We start from the raw sequence: 15,983 nt of genomic DNA on the forward strand, positions 1-15,983 counted from the left end.
CGACCTTGCCGTCGTCGCCGATCGAGCCGGCGGCGTTCTCCACGCCGGGTGTGCCGAGGGTACGGCCCTCGTCGACGGTGCCGCGCCAGGCGCCCGTCTCGACGCCCCGGCCCTCGATGTACGACTTGAAGTTCTCCAGGTCGGACTCGGCCCGCTTCTCGACGATGTGCAGCTTGTCGCCGGCCTTCTCGACCAGCCCCTCCGGCTCGTACTCGAGGGAGAGGCGGACCTGGGTGCGGTCGGCGCCGATCGGCTGGAAGTAGACCGCGCCGGCGTTGGTGGCGCCGCTGGTGGCCGCCCAGGTCACCTTCCGGTCCGGCACCTGTTCCAGGACCTTGGCGTCCCATTCGCGCTTCACGCCGGCGATCTCGGCGATCCAGTGCATCCGCCGGTCGTCGAGCTGGCGTACCTCCTGCACACCGCCCATGAACCGGGGGAACTCCTCGAACTGCGTCCACTGGTTGTACGCGGTGCTCACCGGCACGTTGACTTCGATGGACTTCTCGACCTTCGTGGTCAGGACCCTCCTCGTCGTTCAGTCGTCCCCACTGGAATCCGTACCCCGGGAAGTCGCCGTCAACCGGATCGGTGCACATCGGACGGGGCGGCGGGGGAGGAACGGTCAGACGTAGATGGTCTTCACGTAGTCCGGGCCGTAGTGGCGCTCGAGATCAGCGAGGTTCTCCGTCGGCGCCTCGACCTCCTTGACCAGCCGGGCCCGGGACGGCAGCACGTCCGGTTGCCAGGTCTCCGGCCGCCACAGCTCGGAGCGGAGGAACGCCTTCGCGCAGTGGTAGAAGATCTGCTCGATCGCGACCTCGACCGCCAGCACCGGGCGGTGCCCTCGGACCACCATGTCGTCGAACCACGGCGCGTCCCGGACCAGCCGGGCGCGGCCGTTGATCCGCAGCGTGTCGGTCCGCCCGGGGATCAGGTAGATCAGCCCGACGTGCGGGTTGGCCAGGATGTTGCGGTAGCCGTCGGCCCGCCGGTTGCCGGGCCGCTCCGGGATGGCGATGGTCGTCTCGTCCAGCACCAGCGTGAAGCCGGGCGGGTCACCCTTCGGGGAGACGTCGCAGCTGCCGTCCGCGCCCGCCGTGGCGACCAGGCAGAACGGCGAGGCGGCCAGCCACTCCCGGTCCCGCGCGTGCAGCACCTGGCGCTCCTTGTCCCGCGCCCGCCGGTTCGGCGTGCCCAGCAGATCGGCCAGCTCCTCGGCAGTGGTGATCTCCTGCGTCGCCACGTACGACCTCCCCCGTCCGTTGACCATGACGGCGATTCCGGCGCGCGTCCGGTCGATTTCCGTCATCGTCAGCCTAGGGGAGCGCGTCGTACGCGAGGTTTGCCCCCGGAGCGGGTGGGTAGGGCCCAATCCGCAGCGCGCCCGGACGCGACCGATGGAGGCGGAGATGGAGAGCCGACTGAAGGTGCTCGGCCATCCCGTGCACCCGATGCTGGTGATGTTTCCCGTCGCGCTCCTGGTCACCGCGGTCATCTTCGACGTGGTCGACACGGTGGGCGGGCCGGACTTCCTGGGCGAGGTCGCGTACTGGAACATCGCGGTCGGCCTGATCGGCGGCCTGCTGGCCGCGGTGGCCGGCTCGGTCGACCTGCTCGCCCTGCCCACGGGCACCCGCGCCAAGCGGGTCGGCCTCACCCACGCCGCCGCCAACGTCGCGGTGATCCTGCTCTTCGCCGCGGTGTGGGTGGTCCGGCTCAACGCCGAGTCCCGGGCCGCCGGGGGTGCCCTGATCGCCATCGAGGTGGTCGCCGTGGCGATCCTCGGCGTCAGCGCCTGGCTCGGCGGTGAGCTGGTCGACCGGCTCGGCGTCGGCGTGGACCCGGAGCACGACCTGAACGCCCCGAGCTCGCTGCGACCCCCCTCGGCTCACCAGCGGATCGGAGACGTGCGATGACGGAACACAGCGGCGGTCGGGGTTGGCGTGGGCGCCAGCAGGGCTGGGACCCGATGGGTGAGCTGCAGTCGCTGCGGTCCGAGCTGAGCCGCCTGGTCGGTGGCCGCTCGGGCAGCGCCGACGTCGAGTTGACCGAGGTCGCCGACGGCTGGGAGGTGATCGTCCGGCTGCCCGGCGTGGCGCCGGAGGAGGTCGCCGTCGAGCTGGACGACCGGGAGCTGTGCGTACGGGCCCGGTCGGAGGCAGAGGTCAACGCCGACCACGGCATCCCGGGCGGCTTCGAGACGCGCGGCTTCGAGTACCGGGTGGACCTGCCGTCCCGGGTGGACCCCGACCGGATCGACGCGGTGATGGACCACGGCCTGCTCCGGGTACGCCTGCCCCGGGCGGTCCGGCCCGCGCCGCGCACCATCACCGTCGGGCGCACCGGGCCGCGGGCCGCCCCCGGGGGTACGCGCACCCTGGCCGACCCGGCCGCGGACCGGGAGCTGCACCACCCGGACACCACGGTCGACGAGATCGACCGGCCGTAGGGGTCGGGTGGCCACCCCGTCCGTGCTCGGCCCGGTCGGCGAGCGCGTCCCCGACGTGGAGCGGATCGCCGTGTTGCGGGCGAACGCGCTCGGCGACTTCATCTTCGTCCTGCCGGCGCTGGAGGCGTTGCGGGCCGCGTACCCCTCGGCGGAGATCGTGCTGCTCGGCGCGCCGTGGCACGCGAAGCTCTGGCGCGCTCGCCCCGGCCCGGTGGACCGAGTGCTGGTGGTCCCGCCCGCGCCCGGCATCCGGGACGCCGGCCCGGACGAGGCACCGTCCGATCTGGCGGACTTCCTGGCGGCGTGCCGGACGGAACGCTTCGACCTGGCGTTGCAGCTGCACGGTGGCGGCGCCAACTCCAACCCGGTCGTCGCCGGGCTGGGCGCCCGGGTCGCCGCCGGCCTGCGGGCCGAGGACGCGCCGCCGCTGGACCGGTGGATCCGGTACGTCTACTACCAGCACGAGGTGATCCGCTACCTGGAGGTGGCGGCCCTGGTCGGCGCGCCCGCCACCACGATCATGCCGGCCCTGCCGGTGACCGACGCCGACCGGGCGGAGGCCCGCGAGGTGCTGGGCGAGCCCACCCGGAGCCGGGTGGCGCTGCACCCGGGCGCGACCGACACCCGTCGACGCTGGCCGCCGGAGCGGTTCGGCGAGGTCGCCCGCGCCCTCGCCGGGGACGGGTACGAGGTGCTGGTCACCGGCACGCCGGCCGAGCAGGAGACGGTCGACGAGGTGGTCGCGGCGGCCGGCGTGCCGGTCCGCCGGCAGGTCGGCACGCTCAGCCTCGGCGGGCTGGCCGCCTGCTTCGAGGGCTGCGCGCTGGTGATCTCCAACGACACCGGGCCGCTGCACCTGGCCGGCGCGGTCGGCGCCCCGACGGTGGGCGTCTACTGGGTCGGCAACCTGATCAACGGGGCCTCGCCGCTGCGCGCCCGGCACCGGCCGATCGCCTCCTGGACCACCCACTGCCCGGTCTGCGGCATCGACTGCACCCCAGGGATCTACCCGCACCGCCCCGGGGACGGCGACTGCCCGCACCGGGACTCGTTCGTCGCCGACGTGCCGGTGGTCGAGGTGGTCGAGGCGGCCCGCGAACTGCTGGCGGGGTGAGGAAGGTCAGGCCGGTGACCGCTGGTCGGCGACGACCGCCTCCCAGGCCTCCACCTGCCGCTCGGTGACCGTGGTCGGCGACTCCAGGTGGTAGGCGCCGCTGGGCAGCACGCCCGCGCCGCCGTGCCGCTCCAGCACCGCGATCTGCGCGGCGACATCCTCGCCCTGGTGCTGCTCGTGCACCTGGCGCCAGAACTCGAAGCCGCCGGAGTCGATCAGCTTGGCCCGGTCGTAGAGCACGCACCCGCCGATCCAGGAGACCTTGTACGCCCGCCAGGCCCCCGCCGGCAGCCGCAGCTTCTCGGTGACGTGCAGGATGTTCGCCGCCGGGTGGATGGCCGCCCGCTCCCACTCCGGTGTGCCGGGGCGGACCCGCTCGGGGACCGGCGGGCCGTGCCACTCCTCGTAGTGGGCGTGCGCCTCCGGGCGGACGTCGTCGACGTAGGAGAGGCCGTGCACGGCGTTGCCGACGAACCCGCAGCCCAGCTCGCGGATCGCGGTGACCAGCCGGGACAGCGCCCCCGGTTCCAGCCAGACGTCGTCGTCGAGGCACAGCACGTACCGGGCCGCCGACTGGTCGAGCAGGTACGCCCGGTGCTCGGCCAGGCCGCGCCGGGGCAGCCGCCGGGTCAGCAGCACCGGGTGACCCCGGTGGCGCAGCGCCCGGACCATGGTGGCCGCCGCCGGGTGCGCGTACGCCGGCCCGTCGTCGGACTGGTCGCTCACCACCACCCCGAAGTCGGACCCGCCCTCCTGCGCGGCCAGCCCGGACAGGGTGACCGCCAGCTCGGCCGGGCGGTTGCGGGTGGGGATCAGCACGTCGAGCCGCCGGGGATGGCGGAACCGCTCCGGGGTGCCGAGGTCGAGCGGTCGGTTCACGTCGGCCTGCCCGTACCCTCACCGACGGTCGGGGTGACCGACTGGGCCCGGATCCGGTCGATGATCGCCGAGGTGGAGCGGTCCGGCACGTACCCGAGGGTGCGGACCTGGCCGCCGAGCCGGCGGACCAGCGGCGCCTCCGGGACCATCTCGGGCGGGTAGTCGCCGCCCTTGACGTAGACGTCCGGGCGGACCGTCTCGATCAGGGTGGCCGGGGAGTCCTCCTCGAAGACCACCACGTGGTCGACGCACTCCAGCGCGGCGAGCAGGGCGGCCCGGTCCTCGACCGGGTTGACCGGCCGGTCCGGCCCCTTGAGCCGGCGTACGCTGCCGTCCGAGTTGACCGCCACGACCAGCAGGTCACCGAGCGCGCGGGCCTGGGTCAGGTAGCGGACGTGCCCGGGGTGCAGCACGTCGAAGCAGCCGTTGGTGAAGACGATCGAGCGGCCGGCGCGGCGGTGCTCCGCGACGATCGCGGTCAGCTCCCTGGCGCCCACCAGGGTGGGGTGGTCGGTCTGCTCCGGCCCGGTGCCCAGCGCGTCGAGCAGGTCCTCCTGCCGGCACACGCAGGTCCCGGTGTCGGAGATCGTGATGGTGGCGGCGAGCTGGGCGAGCTGGGCGGCGGTCGGCAGGCTCGCCTCCGCGGCCAGGGCCAGGGTCATCGCCGCCAGGTACGCGTCCCCGGCGCCCACCGCGTGGCTGGCCGGGACCGGGGTGCTGTGGCTGCGTCGGGGCTCGCCGTCGGCCCCGCCGACCACCGCACCCTCGGTGTCCAGGGTCACCGCCACCACGTCCGCGCCGGTGTGCGCGCGCAGCTCGGCCAGCCGCGACTCGGCCAGCACGGCCCGGTCCACGCCCTCGCCGACCGAGGCGTTCACGGTCACGCCGGTGCCGGTCACGGTGAGCCCGTCCACGGTCAGCGCGACCCGCTCCTCGCCGGGCGTCGGCTCGCCGGTCGGGCCGGCGGACGCGCCGGGGCGGTCGGCCGTGGGCGCGCCGGAGGTCGGGTGCGGGGTGCCCGCGGGCCGCTCGCCGGCCCCGCCAGGCGCCGCGCCGACGACCAGCTCGGACGGCCCGTCGGCCAGCTCGGCCGGGTGGTCCAGGTGCAGGTCGCCGGCGGTGGTGCCGGGCGCGCCGGCACGGGTCGTGCCGCCGAAGCCGGCCGCCGCCCGGGCCAGCAGGCGGGCCGCCTCGGCGAAGCTCGGGGTGACCACGGTGGGGTTCAGGCCGCGCCAGTCGGCGAGGTCGTGCGCGTCGAGGGCCACGGTGGCGTAGCGGTCCCGGTTGGCGACCAGCCAGGCGCGCACGGCGGCGGGCAGCGCGCCCAGGCCGTAGTCGCACACGACCAGGGTGAGCGCCTGCCCCTTCGCGGCGGCCCACAGCTCCTCGGTGGCGCAGTGCAGCGCGGTGAGCAGGCGGGCCACCCCGTCGTCGTCGAGCGCGTCGTCCGGGTCGCCGGAGTCCTCGCGGAGCAGGATCTGGTTGCCGGCGAGCATCCGCCGCTTGACCGGCGTCGGCCGGCCGGGCTGGTTGACCGTACGGTCCCAGACCCCGGCGCGGTCGAGGCAGTCGTGCAGTTCGTCACCGGCCACGTCGGCGCCGACCGGGGCCACCAGCGCGGCCCGGCCGCCGAGGGCGGAGACGTTGACCGCGGTGTTCGCCGCGCCGCCGGCCGCGGAGATGCGTCGGCGCAGGGTGAGGACGGGGGCGGGGGCCTCCCGGCAGAGCCGCTCGGACTCCGCGAACCGCCACTCGTCCAGCATGGCGTCGCCGACGACCAGCACGGGACGCCCCAGCCAGCTCTCCACGACAGTGGCGAGCCGGCGCTCTTCCGCTGCTGCTCCTGCCATGCCTCTCGGGGTCCCCCGAGCCGGTCCGGCCAAACCTGTCCGCTTCCGGCCGGCCGGTGCGGGCCAGGCCACCCCCGACGTCCGGTTTCGCGGCGTCGGTGTCGGGAACGGGTTCAGGCAACCCCGGGAGAGGAGAAACCACCATGGCAGCGACATTGCAGGGCAAGCGGATCGCCTTCCTGGCCGCCGACGGAGTGGAGGAGGTCGAGTACACCAAGCCCCGCGAGGCCGTGGAGAACGCCGGTGCCCGGGTCGAGCTGGTCTCGCTCAAGCCCGGTTCGATCCAGTCCTTCAACCACCTGGACCGGAGCAACCAGTACCCGGTCGACGTGACGACGAAGGAAGCGGACGTCGGGGCGTACGACGCGCTGGTGCTGCCCGGCGGCGTGGCCAACCCGGATTTCCTGCGGACGGACCCGGAGGCGGTCCGGTTCGTGAGGTCGTTCTTCGACGCCGGCAAGCCGGTCGGGGTGATCTGCCACGGCCCGTGGACGCTGGTCGAGGCGGACGTGGTGCGCGGCCGCCGGCTCACCTCCTGGCCGAGCCTGCGCACCGACCTGACCAACGCCGGCGCAACCTGGGTCGACGAGGCGGTCGTGACCGACCACGGCCTGGTCAGCAGCCGCAAGCCGGGCGACCTCCTGGCCTTCTGCTCCAAGATCGTCGAGGAGTTCGCGGAGGGGAAGCACTGATCATCGAGCCGGCGACGTGGGCGACGGATCGCCCGCGTCGCCGATTCGTGGTTCGGGGGCATGATCTGCGGGAGGTGGGAAAGAACCCGGAATGACTGCCCTGGCCAACGGTCGTCCCGTGCTGCACGCCCGTCAGATCCGCCTGCTGATGTTCGGTCTGATGACCGGGATGCTGCTGGCGGCGCTGGACCAGACCATCGTCGGTACCGCGCTGCCCACCATCGTCGGCGAGCTGGGCGGGATCAACCACTACTCGTGGGTGGTGACCGCGTACCTGCTCGCCTCCACCGCCTCGACTCCGCTGTACGGCAAGATGGCCGACCTGTACGGGCGCCGCCCGGTGTTCCTCTTCTCGATCGGCACGTTCCTGCTCGGTTCGCTGCTGGCCGGCCTGTCGCAGAACATGACCCAGCTGGTCGTCACGCGGGGCGTGCAGGGGCTGGGCGCCGGCGGTCTGTTGACGCTGGCGTTCACCATCATCTCGGACGTGGTCTCTCCCCGGGAACGGGGCCGCTACCAGGGGCTCTTCGGCGCGGTCTTCGGCCTGTCGTCGGTGGCCGGCCCGCTGGTGGGCGGGTACTTCGCGGAGACGAACTGGCGGTGGATCTTCTACATCAACGTGCCGCTGGCGATCCTGGCCATCGTGGTCTGCTACCACGTCATGCGGCTGGTCCCGTTCCAGCGGCGGGAGCACGCCATCGACTGGCTCGGTGCGGGGTTGCTGGTCGCCGGGGTGAGCTGCCTGCTGCTGGCGCTGAGCTGGGGCGGCACCCAGTACCGATGGGGCTCCGGCGTGATCATCGGGCTCTTCGTCGCCGGCGCGGTGCTCGGGGTGCTCTTCCTGCTCCAGGAGGCCCGGGTGGCCGAGCCGATCCTGCCGCTGCGGCTGTTCCGCATCGGCACCTTCTCGCTGGCCAACCTGGCCGGCTTCGTGCTCGGTCTGGTGATGTTCGGGTCGATCATCTTCATCCCGCTCTACCTGCAGATCGTCAAGGGCGCCTCGCCGACCCGCAGCGGTCTGCTGATGCTGCCGATGATGGCCGGCATCATCGTCACCTCGATCCTCACCGGCCGGGCGATGAGCCGGATCGGGCGGTACAAGTGGTTCCCGGTGGCCGGCTCGGCGGTGCTGGTCGCGGGCATGCTGCTCTTCCGGCAGCTCCAGGTGGCCACCTCGCTCTGGGTGGCGTTCGGCTTCATGGTGGTGATCGGCGTCGGGCTGGGCCTGTGCATGCAGTCCCTGATCCTGGCCGTGCAGAACGCGGTGGATCCGCGGGACCTCGGCGCGGGCACCTCGTCGGCGACATTCTTCCGCTCGCTGGGCGGCTCGTTCGGCGTGGCGATCCTCGGCGCGGTGCTGTCCTCCCAGCTCACCCGCCACCTCGCCGACCGGCTGCCGGCCGCGATCGCGCAGCTCCCGCCGCAGCAGCAGGCGGCGGTGGCGGCCAGCGGCGGCGCCAACATCTCGATCAACGACCCGAAGACGGTCCTCGCCCTGCCCGGCCCGGTGCGGGCCGCAATCCAGAGCGCGTTCGTGGAGTCGCTGCACCTGGTCTTCCTGACCACCGGGCTGATCGCCATCCTCGCGGTGCTGGTCACCCTGGCCCTGCCGAACGCTCAGCTGCGCGGCACCGGTCCGCAGGGCGCCACCGGCGGCGCGGATCCGCTCGGCGGCAAGGCGGCCGCCCCCGGCGGGAAGCCGCTGACCAGGGAGTCGAAGGAGGAGGCCGCCGCCGAGATGGAGGCGAAGTCCCAGACGATGCTCTGACCGGCCGCCGCTGGTCGTGCGTCACGGTTCGTGCGGCGGCCCCGCGTGGGCGGTGAGCAGGTCGAGGATCAGCGCCAGCGGCGGCCAGGCCGCCCGACCGCGGCGGGTCACGGCGTACGCGCGCAGGAGGGCCTGCGGTCCGGTCAGGGGCAGCAGGCGGACGCCGGGCCCGGTCGGCTGGTCGGCGGGGAGCAGACCGACGCCGAGTCCCGCGACGATGAGGTCCTGGACCAGGTCGAGGCTGTCCGCGCGGTGCACGATTCGGGGCTCGAAGCCCGCCATCGACGCGATGGTCCGGACGACCACCTCGTCGGCGGTGTTGCGCGAGTTGACGATCCAGTCCTCGTCCCGGAACCGGTCGAAGATCGCCGGGGCGCCCTCTCCCGGGCGGGGCAGCGCGTCCGCTGGCACCCCGAGGTGCCACGCCGCCGACCACAGCGGGGTGGCCTCCAGCGCGTGGTCCGCGGCCAGCGGGGCCAGGTTGTAGTCGTAGATCAGCGCGAGGTCGACGTCGTCGGCCGCGAGCAACGCGTACGCCTCGGCCGGCTCGTGCTCGTGGATGCGCAGGCGCACCCGCGGATGGTCCGTGGCCAGCCGGGCGGTGAGCGGCAGCAGCGAGCGCCGGACGGCGGTGGCGAAGCCGGCGACCCGTACCGTGCCGGCCGGCTCGGCCCGCGGATCCAGGTCGAGCCGGGCCGCGTCGACCGCGGCGAGGATCGTCACGGCGTGTTCGGCCAGTCGGCGGCCGGCCGGGGTGAGCCGGACGCGGCGACCGTGCGGCTCGACCAGCTCCGTGCCCACCTCCCGGGCCAGCGCCGCCAGCTGCTGCGACACGGTCGAGGTGGTGACGTGCAGCTCGTCGGCGACCTGGCGCATCGAGCCGAGCCGGGCCAGTTCGCGCAGCAGGCGCAGGCGACGCAGGTCCACGGGGATGATTGTTCACGATCCCCGAGTGGTTCGTCCAGAACTGGCACGTGGACGCGAACGGTCTGGACCGGCTCTACTTGTCCGCATGACCACCGCGACCTCCACCCGTGCCGGCACCGCGATGGCGGTCGCGTCGATGACCTGTGTCCAGCTCGGGCTGGCCGCCTCGGTCGGGCTCTTCGACCGGGTCGGCCCGGAGGGTGCGGCCTGGCTGCGCCTGGCCTGGGCCGGGGTGCTGTTGGCGGTCGTGGTCCGGCCCCGCCCGTCGGCCTTCACCCGATCCGCCCTGCGGGCCTGCGTGGCGCTCGGCGTGGTGACGGCCGGCGTCACCATCCTGTTCATGGCGGCGGTGGCCCGGCTGCCCCTGGGTACGGCCAGTGCGCTGGAGTTCCTGGGGCCGCTGGGGGTGGCCGTGGCCCGTGGTCGGGGCGGCACCAAGCTCTGGCCGGCGCTCGCGGCGGTCGGGGTGCTGCTGCTCACCGAGCCGTGGCACGGCGGCTCGGACCTGGTGGGGGTGGCGTACGCGCTCGGCGCGGCGGCCTGCTGGGCCGCGTACATCCTGCTCACCCAGCGGGTGGGCGACGAGGTCTCCGGCATCCGCGGCCTGGCGGTCTCGATGCCGGTGGCCGCCGTGGTCGCGACCCTGGTCGTCGGTCCCTCGACGTTCGGCGACCTGACCTGGCAGGTGCTCCTGGTCGGCCTCGGGCTGGCCGTCCTGTTGCCCGTCGTCCCGTTCGTGCTGGAACTGCTGGCGCTGCGCCGGCTCACCACCGCCGCGTTCGGCACGCTGATGAGCCTCGAGCCCGCCATCGCCCTGGTCGTCGGCCTGGTCGCGCTGGGTCAGGTGCCGGGCGTCGGCGCGGTGGCCGGCATCGCCTTCGTGGTGGTCGCCGGGATCGGCGCGGAACGTTCCGGCGCCCGCCCGGGTGCCGGCCGGGGTGACGACGGGGTGCTCAGCGAGCGGCCGGCGGGGGTCGGCACCGCCGTCACTTGAGGATCAGGCGGTTGGTCTGCTCGAAGACGTCCAGGTCGGCGAGGGTCTCGATGACGCTGGCGGAGAGCGGGGTGGGCAGCTCCTCGGGGTGGAAGAAGCCGGCGTCGGTGGTCTCGTCGGTCACCCGGAGCAGGTCCCCGTCCCACTCCTCGACCCGGAACGCGGTGGTGAAGATCTGGTAGGTGTGGCCGTACATGTTGGTGTGGGTGCGGTCGGGGCCGGTGTAGAGAGCGAAGGCGCCGACCCGCAGGGCGCGCAGCCCGGTCTCCTCGCGTACCTCCCGGACGGCGCAGTCGGCGATGGACTCGCCCAGCTCCATGGCGCCGGCCGGCATGGCCCACTGGCCGTTGTCGGAGCGCTGGATCAGCAGCACCCGGGCGGCGTTGTCCCGGACCACGGCCCGGGCGCCGACGAACATCAGGGTGCGGTCACCGGCCAGGGCGCGTAGCTGCCCCACGTACGAGTCGGCCCACGAGATGCTCACCCGGACAATTTACGCATGTTCCGCCGGCCGGACCGGCTTTCCGGGGGTTCCCAACGTGGGACCGGTCACACTAGCTTGCTACCCATGCGTAGCACGATGATGGACGCCCCCCTCCAGGTCGCCCGGATCCTCGAACACGGCTCCTCCGTGCACGGCACGGCGGAGGTCGTCACCTGGACCGGCGCCGAACCCCGTCGGATGTCGTACGCCGAGGTCGGCCGCACCGCCGCCCGGCTGGCCCACGCGCTGCGCGACGAGTGCGGGGTGACCGGTGACGAGCGGGTCGCCACGTTCATGTGGAACAACAACGAGCACCTGGTGGCCTACTTCGCCGTGCCGAGCATGGGCGCGGTGCTGCACACGCTCAACCTCCGGCTCTTCCCCGACCAGGTCGCCTACATCGCCAACCACGCCGAGGACCGGGTGGTGCTGGTCGACAGCACGCTGATCCCGCTGCTGGCCAGGGTGATCGGCCAGATGACCACGGTGCGGCACGTGGTGGTGGTCGGCGGGGGCGACCCGGCCCCGCTGGTGGCGGCGGCCGGCGACCGGATCGTCGTACACCATTGGGACGCCCTGCTGGCCGACCGGCCGGACATCTTCGACTGGCCCGAGGTGGACGAGCGCGACGCGGCCGCGCTCTGCTACACCTCCGGGACCACCGGCAACCCCAAGGGGGTCGCCTACTCGCACCGCTCCATCTACCTGCACTCGCTCCAGGTCTGCATGCCGGAGGGTTTCGGGCTCGGCCCGAAGGACCGGGAGCTGGCCATCGTGCCGATGTTCCACGCGATGTCCTGGGGCCTGCCGTACGCGGCGTTCCTCTCCGGCGCGTCGCTGATCATGCCGGACCGGTTCCTCCAGGCCGAGCCGATCGCCGCGATGATCGCCGCCGAGCGGCCCACCCTGGCCGGCGCGGTGCCGACCATCTGGACCGACCTGCTGACCTATCTGGACAGCCACGACGTGGACACCTCCTCGCTCAAGGAGGTGATCGTCGGCGGCTCGGCCTGCCCGCCGGCCCTGATGCACGCGTTCCACGAGCGGCACGGGATCGAGGTCATCCACGCCTGGGGGATGACCGAGATGTCGCCGCTCGGCTCGGTCTCCCGGCCGCCGGCCGGCGCCACCGGCGAGACGGCCTGGCGCTACCGCTACACCCAGGGTCGCATCCCCGCCGGGGTCGCCGCGCGCATCGTCGGCCCGCTCGGTGAGCCGCTGCCCGCCGACGGGACCTCCGTCGGCGAGTTGGAGGTCCGGGGGCCGTGGGTGACCGCCCGGTACGTCGGGGACGAGACGCCGGACGAGGAGAAGTTCCGCGACGGCTGGCTGCGGACCGGGGACGTCGGCATGCTCTCGCCGGACGGCTACATCACGCTGACCGACCGGGCCAAGGACGTGATCAAGTCGGGCGGGGAGTGGATCTCCTCGGTCGAGCTGGAGAACGCCCTGATGGCGCACCCGGCGGTGTTGGAGGCGTGCGTGGTGGGCGTGCCGGACGAGCGCTGGGACGAGCGGCCGCTGGCCACCGTGGTGGTCCGGGAGGGCGCCTCGGTGACCGCCGAGGAGCTGCGCGAGTTCCTGGGGAAGTCGGTGGCGCGCTGGCAGCTGCCGGAGCGCTGGGCGTTCATCGATGCGGTCCCGAAGACCAGCGTCGGCAAGTTCGACAAGAAGGTGGTGCGCTCCCGGTACGCCGAAGGTGGCCTCGAGGTACGGGAACTGACCGCGCCGTAACACTTTCCGGCGTAGCGTCGCTGCACGGGTAGGGAACACCTTTCCTAAGGCATCCCTCCCCAGAGGGCGGCCCCGGCGTTCGCACCGCGCCGGGGCCGCCCGTCCATTTTGCGGGGCGACCCGCAAAGTCATTCTCGCGAAACTTGTTCGTCTCTGTCCCGATGATGGCGAAATCGGTTCGCGTTATCCCACCTCGGTCGTGCCGATGAGCACCTTGCCGACCGCCCCGTCCTCCACCGCCTTCTGCGCCGTCGCGGTCGCCGCCAGCGAGTAGTGGTGCAGCGGCAGGCCGGCCTCCTCGCCCACCCGGATCGCGCCCTGGGCCACCGCCGCCGCGATGTCGGTCACCGCCTGCGCCTTGGCCGCCTTCGGGGCGGTGTAGATCAGCACGAACTGCCAGCGGGCGTTCGGCATCATCAGCGGTCGGATCGGCAGGGTCACCTCGGTGCCGCCGTTGTCGGCGTACACGCAGACCGCGCCGCCGTTCCGCACGACCTGCACGTCGGTGGCGGCGTTGCAGGCGGCGGAGACCTCGACGATGGTGTGCACCCCGTCGGGCGCGATCTTGCGGACCTCCTCCACCACGTCCTGCTCCCGGTAGTTGATCACCAGGTCGGCCCCGGCCGCCGCGGCGAGCTGCGCCTTCTCCGGGCTGCTCACCGTCGCGATCACGCAGGCGTCGGCCCAGTGGGCGAGCTGGATCGCCGCGTTGCCCACCGCACCCGCCCCGCCCTGCACCAGCACCACGTGGCCGCTCAGCGCGCCCGCGTGCAGCTTGTCCGGCATGAACTCGCCGGCGGTCAGGCAGCGGTGCGCCGTCATGAACGGGATGCCCAGGCAGGCGCCCAGGTCGAACGAGGCCGAGCCGAGCCGCACCGCGTGCCGGACCGGGACGAGCGTGTACTCGGAGGCGGTGCCCCAGGGCCGCTGCCAGGCCGCCTCCCAGAGCCACACCCGCTGGCCGATCAGGATCTGGTCGACACCCTCGCCGACCGCCTCGATCACGCCCGCGCCGTCCTGACCGGGGATCTGCCAGCCGGCCGGCAGCGGCCACGCCTGGCGGGCCTTCCAGTCCGTCGGGTTGACCCCGGAGACCGCCATCCGCACCAGTACCTCGCCCGGGACCGGCTCCGGGATCGGCCGCTCCGCCAGGTGGAGCACCGAGGCGTCCCCGCTGCGCTCGTACACGATCGCCCTCATCGCCGTCCCCTCACCGTCGCCACGTGCGCCACCGGCTGCGCTACCCGGAAGCTCTCTGATCATTCCGATCGAACGTGCCGGGGAAAACGTACAACGAGGTGGTCGGCGGTAGGAGGGGTGTGATGCGGGACATACCGGCGACGAAGGCGCGGGTGGTAACCCCGGGGAGTGGGCCGGGGTCGACCGACCCACTCCCGCGGCAGCTCAGCCCGCGGCCACGGACCGCTTCACGTAGTCGATCAGCTCCGGTGACGGGCCGCCGAACTGCCGGGCGATCTCCGTGCTGTTCTCCGCCTGCATCCGGTAGAGCGAGTCCCGCAGCCCCGGGTCCCCGCCGTGGAACGCCTCCAACAGCTCCATCCAGCGCTTGGCCAGCGCCCGCACCCGCGGATCCGCCGGGTCGGTCCCGGCGTCCAGCTCCGCCTGGACCTGGGCGATCAGCCTCGGCCACTCCTCCTGTACGTCGCGGATCGCCGCCTCGCCGAACTGCTCCCGCCGCTTCGCCAACGCCGCGAGCTGCTCCTCGGTGAAGTAGTTCCGGATCGTGTCGTCCACCCTGGTCACCTCCTCGATCAGGGCGAGCAGGTCGACGGGCGTGGCCCCACCGGCGGCGCGTACGGCCGGCACCAGCGCGGCCAGCCGGTCGCGCAGCCCGCCCAGTGCGGCGAGCTGCCGCTCCACGTGCGCCAGGTGCTCGCCGAGCAGGTCGGCCAGTCCCGGGCCCCCGGCCCCGCCACCGTCCAGCAGCGCGCCGATGGTCTCCAGCGACAGGCCCAACTCGCGCAGCGCGACGATCCGGTACAGCCGGTCCACGTCACCGGAGTCGTAGAGCCGATGCCCCGCCGACGTCCGCGCGGACGGCCGCAACAGCCCCACGTGGTCCCAGTGGTGCAGGGTCCGGACGGTCAGCCCGGTACGCCGGCACAGCTCACCGATCCGCCAGGTGGACGCCACGTCCCGCTCCCTCCTCGCGTCACCGCACCCTGCGGCGACGGGAACCGACGCTATGACCTGACGTCGCGTCAGGAGCAAGCCGGCCGTTCAGTCCAGCCCCGCCACCAGCTCCGGGATGAGCGCGTCGATCGAGGGCAGCACCACCGCCGCGAGCGCCTCGGCGTCCGGGTCCAGCGGGTACGACCCGTGCGGCACCGCCACCACCCGCGCCCCGGCGGCGGCCGCCGACCGGACCCCGTTCGAGGAGTCCTCGACCGCCACGCACCGGGCCGGGTCCACGCCGAGCCGCGCCGCCACCGCCAGCCAGACGTCCGGCGCGGGTTTGCCCCGGGCGGTCTCCTCGGTCGACAGGGTCGCGCCGAAGGCGTCGGTCAGGCCCGTGGCCGCCAGCGTCGCCGCGATCAGCGCGGTGGGGGAGGAGCTGGCCAGCCCCAGCGGCCACCGCGCGGCCATCCGGCGCACCACCGCGTCAGCGTCGTCGATCAGCGGTACGCGCTCCGCGTACCGGCGGGTCATCTCGGCCACCACCTCGGCGGCGACCTGCTCGGCGGTGCGGTCCACGCCCAGCTCAACGCTGAGGTAGGCGGCCCACTCGCCGGTGCTCATCCCCATCAGCCGGCGCTGGGTGTCCGGCTGCCAGGTGCCGCCGTGCGCGGCCACGTACGCCCGCCGGACCTCCTCCCAGACCGGCTCGGAGTCCACGATCACGCCGTCCAGGTCGAAGAGCACCGCATCCACCACGTACCCATCCTGCCGGATCGCCCGGTCGGGTGTCGGCCGCTCGCGCAGCGCGCCCGGGTGGGCGTGCCGGTGGCGGTGCCGCGGTCGGCGGCGCTGGTCCGGAAGACGCACCCCCTGTCCGATGTGGAACGTACATCCGGAAACGCCACAAGGGACGGCGAACGCTAACGCCTGCCGGCTAGTCTGCCCACGATCAC

At 73.4% G+C, this 15,983-nt stretch carries 15 protein-coding genes and 1 pseudogene; 7 read left to right on the forward strand and 9 right to left on the reverse strand.

Annotated features, from left to right (window positions below; translation table 11 throughout):
* Positions 1-70 precede the first annotated feature (70 nt).
* Both ACFYOS_RS30975 and ACFYOS_RS30980 read right to left on the reverse strand, forming a co-directional pair.
* A pseudogene (locus ACFYOS_RS30975) lies at positions 71-520 on the reverse strand (SRPBCC family protein); the annotation flags it as partial.
* A 102-nt stretch (positions 521-622) separates the two neighbouring features.
* Positions 623-1,243: a pyridoxamine 5'-phosphate oxidase family protein gene (locus ACFYOS_RS30980; protein ID WP_387149133.1), complete on the reverse strand. Its 621-nt coding sequence runs from the start codon at positions 1,241-1,243 to the stop codon at positions 623-625.
* A 166-nt stretch (positions 1,244-1,409) separates the two neighbouring features.
* On the opposite strand from ACFYOS_RS30980, the gene ACFYOS_RS30985 reads away from it, so the two are divergent.
* From ACFYOS_RS30985 to ACFYOS_RS30995, 3 genes are read left to right on the forward strand one after another with little or no spacing between them, the layout of a single operon-like run.
* Complete coding sequence (locus ACFYOS_RS30985; protein ID WP_387149135.1) at positions 1,410-1,916, forward strand: DUF2231 domain-containing protein; 507 nt, start codon at positions 1,410-1,412, stop codon at positions 1,914-1,916.
* Positions 1,913-2,449, forward strand: a complete 537-nt coding sequence (locus ACFYOS_RS30990; protein ID WP_387149136.1) for an Hsp20/alpha crystallin family protein — start codon at positions 1,913-1,915, stop codon at positions 2,447-2,449. The genes ACFYOS_RS30985 and ACFYOS_RS30990 overlap by 4 nt, the downstream gene beginning before the upstream one ends.
* 7 nt (positions 2,450-2,456) lie before the next feature.
* Positions 2,457-3,563 (forward strand): glycosyltransferase family 9 protein, encoded by a 1,107-nt coding sequence (locus ACFYOS_RS30995; protein ID WP_387149138.1) that lies wholly within the window; start codon positions 2,457-2,459, stop codon positions 3,561-3,563.
* A 6-nt stretch (positions 3,564-3,569) separates the two neighbouring features.
* On the opposite strand, the gene ACFYOS_RS31000 is transcribed toward ACFYOS_RS30995, so the two are convergent.
* Together ACFYOS_RS31000 and rfaE2 are read right to left on the reverse strand one after the other, a co-directional pair.
* Entirely contained in the window at positions 3,570-4,442 is an 873-nt protein-coding gene (locus tag ACFYOS_RS31000; protein ID WP_387149141.1) for a glycosyltransferase, read from the reverse strand.
* Entirely contained in the window at positions 4,439-6,292 is a 1,854-nt protein-coding gene (rfaE2, locus tag ACFYOS_RS31005; protein WP_387149144.1) for a D-glycero-beta-D-manno-heptose 1-phosphate adenylyltransferase, read from the reverse strand. Before rfaE2 ends, ACFYOS_RS31000 begins: the two co-directional genes overlap by 4 nt.
* A 143-nt stretch (positions 6,293-6,435) precedes the next feature.
* Between rfaE2 and ACFYOS_RS31010 the strand changes: the two genes are divergently transcribed.
* On the forward strand, positions 6,436-6,984 hold the full coding sequence (locus tag ACFYOS_RS31010) for a type 1 glutamine amidotransferase domain-containing protein (RefSeq protein ID WP_387149147.1): 549 nt from the start codon (positions 6,436-6,438) through the stop codon (positions 6,982-6,984).
* Between the two features lie 91 nt (positions 6,985-7,075).
* Positions 7,076-8,752 (forward strand): MDR family MFS transporter, encoded by a 1,677-nt coding sequence (locus ACFYOS_RS31015; protein ID WP_387149149.1) that lies wholly within the window; start codon positions 7,076-7,078, stop codon positions 8,750-8,752.
* A gap of 21 nt (positions 8,753-8,773) precedes the next feature.
* On the opposite strand, the gene ACFYOS_RS31020 is transcribed toward ACFYOS_RS31015, so the two are convergent.
* Positions 8,774-9,679 (reverse strand): LysR family transcriptional regulator, encoded by a 906-nt coding sequence (locus ACFYOS_RS31020; RefSeq protein ID WP_387149151.1) that lies wholly within the window; start codon positions 9,677-9,679, stop codon positions 8,774-8,776.
* An 85-nt stretch (positions 9,680-9,764) separates the two neighbouring features.
* Between ACFYOS_RS31020 and ACFYOS_RS31025 the strand changes: the two genes are divergently transcribed.
* Positions 9,765-10,673, forward strand: coding sequence for a DMT family transporter (locus ACFYOS_RS31025; RefSeq protein ID WP_387149154.1), 909 nt, complete (start codon positions 9,765-9,767; stop codon positions 10,671-10,673).
* Here the strand turns inward: ACFYOS_RS31025 and ACFYOS_RS31030 are convergent.
* Positions 10,666-11,157: an NUDIX domain-containing protein gene (locus ACFYOS_RS31030; protein ID WP_387149157.1), complete on the reverse strand. Its 492-nt coding sequence runs from the start codon at positions 11,155-11,157 to the stop codon at positions 10,666-10,668. The genes ACFYOS_RS31025 and ACFYOS_RS31030 overlap by 8 nt on opposite strands.
* An 84-nt stretch (positions 11,158-11,241) precedes the next feature.
* Here ACFYOS_RS31030 and ACFYOS_RS31035 point away from each other — a divergent pair, with 84 nt between their 5' ends.
* Entirely contained in the window at positions 11,242-12,891 is a 1,650-nt protein-coding gene (locus tag ACFYOS_RS31035) for a fatty acid--CoA ligase (RefSeq protein ID WP_387149159.1), read from the forward strand.
* A 183-nt stretch (positions 12,892-13,074) separates the two neighbouring features.
* Here ACFYOS_RS31035 and ACFYOS_RS31040 read toward each other — a convergent pair whose 3' ends face one another.
* From ACFYOS_RS31040 to ACFYOS_RS31050, 3 genes are all read right to left on the reverse strand, one after another.
* Complete coding sequence (locus ACFYOS_RS31040) at positions 13,075-14,091, reverse strand: NADPH:quinone reductase (protein ID WP_387149161.1); 1,017 nt, start codon at positions 14,089-14,091, stop codon at positions 13,075-13,077.
* Between the two features lie 204 nt (positions 14,092-14,295).
* Positions 14,296-15,045 carry a MerR family transcriptional regulator gene (locus tag ACFYOS_RS31045; protein WP_387149164.1) on the reverse strand — a complete coding sequence of 250 codons (750 nt, stop codon included), beginning with the start codon at positions 15,043-15,045 and terminating at the stop codon, positions 14,296-14,298.
* Positions 15,046-15,132: 87 nt separating this feature from the next.
* Positions 15,133-15,786, reverse strand: a complete 654-nt coding sequence (locus tag ACFYOS_RS31050; RefSeq protein ID WP_387149218.1) for an HAD family hydrolase — start codon at positions 15,784-15,786, stop codon at positions 15,133-15,135.
* Positions 15,787-15,983: the final 197 nt, after the last annotated feature.

The organism is Micromonospora sp. NPDC005806 (assembly GCF_042871425.1).
In the GTDB taxonomy this organism is placed as follows: domain Bacteria; phylum Actinomycetota; class Actinomycetes; order Mycobacteriales; family Micromonosporaceae; genus Micromonospora.

What these genes read in the sequence shown, in the direction of transcription:
- ACFYOS_RS31015 (WP_387149149.1), top strand. Translation starts at nt 7,076, where the DNA reads ATGACTGCCCTGGCCAACGGTCGTCCCGTGCTGCACGCCCGTCAGATC.
- ACFYOS_RS31010 (WP_387149147.1), top strand. Translation starts at nt 6,436, where the DNA reads ATGGCAGCGACATTGCAGGGCAAGCGGATCGCCTTCCTGGCCGCCGAC.
- ACFYOS_RS30990 (WP_387149136.1), top strand. Translation starts at nt 1,913, where the DNA reads ATGACGGAACACAGCGGCGGTCGGGGTTGGCGTGGGCGCCAGCAGGGC.
- ACFYOS_RS31035 (WP_387149159.1), top strand. Translation starts at nt 11,242, where the DNA reads ATGCGTAGCACGATGATGGACGCCCCCCTCCAGGTCGCCCGGATCCTC.
- ACFYOS_RS31025 (WP_387149154.1), top strand. Translation starts at nt 9,765, where the DNA reads ATGACCACCGCGACCTCCACCCGTGCCGGCACCGCGATGGCGGTCGCG.
- ACFYOS_RS31040 (WP_387149161.1), bottom strand. Translation starts at nt 14,091, where the DNA reads ATGAGGGCGATCGTGTACGAGCGCAGCGGGGACGCCTCGGTGCTCCAC.
- ACFYOS_RS30985 (WP_387149135.1), top strand. Translation starts at nt 1,410, where the DNA reads ATGGAGAGCCGACTGAAGGTGCTCGGCCATCCCGTGCACCCGATGCTG.
- rfaE2 (WP_387149144.1), bottom strand. Translation starts at nt 6,292, where the DNA reads ATGGCAGGAGCAGCAGCGGAAGAGCGCCGGCTCGCCACTGTCGTGGAG.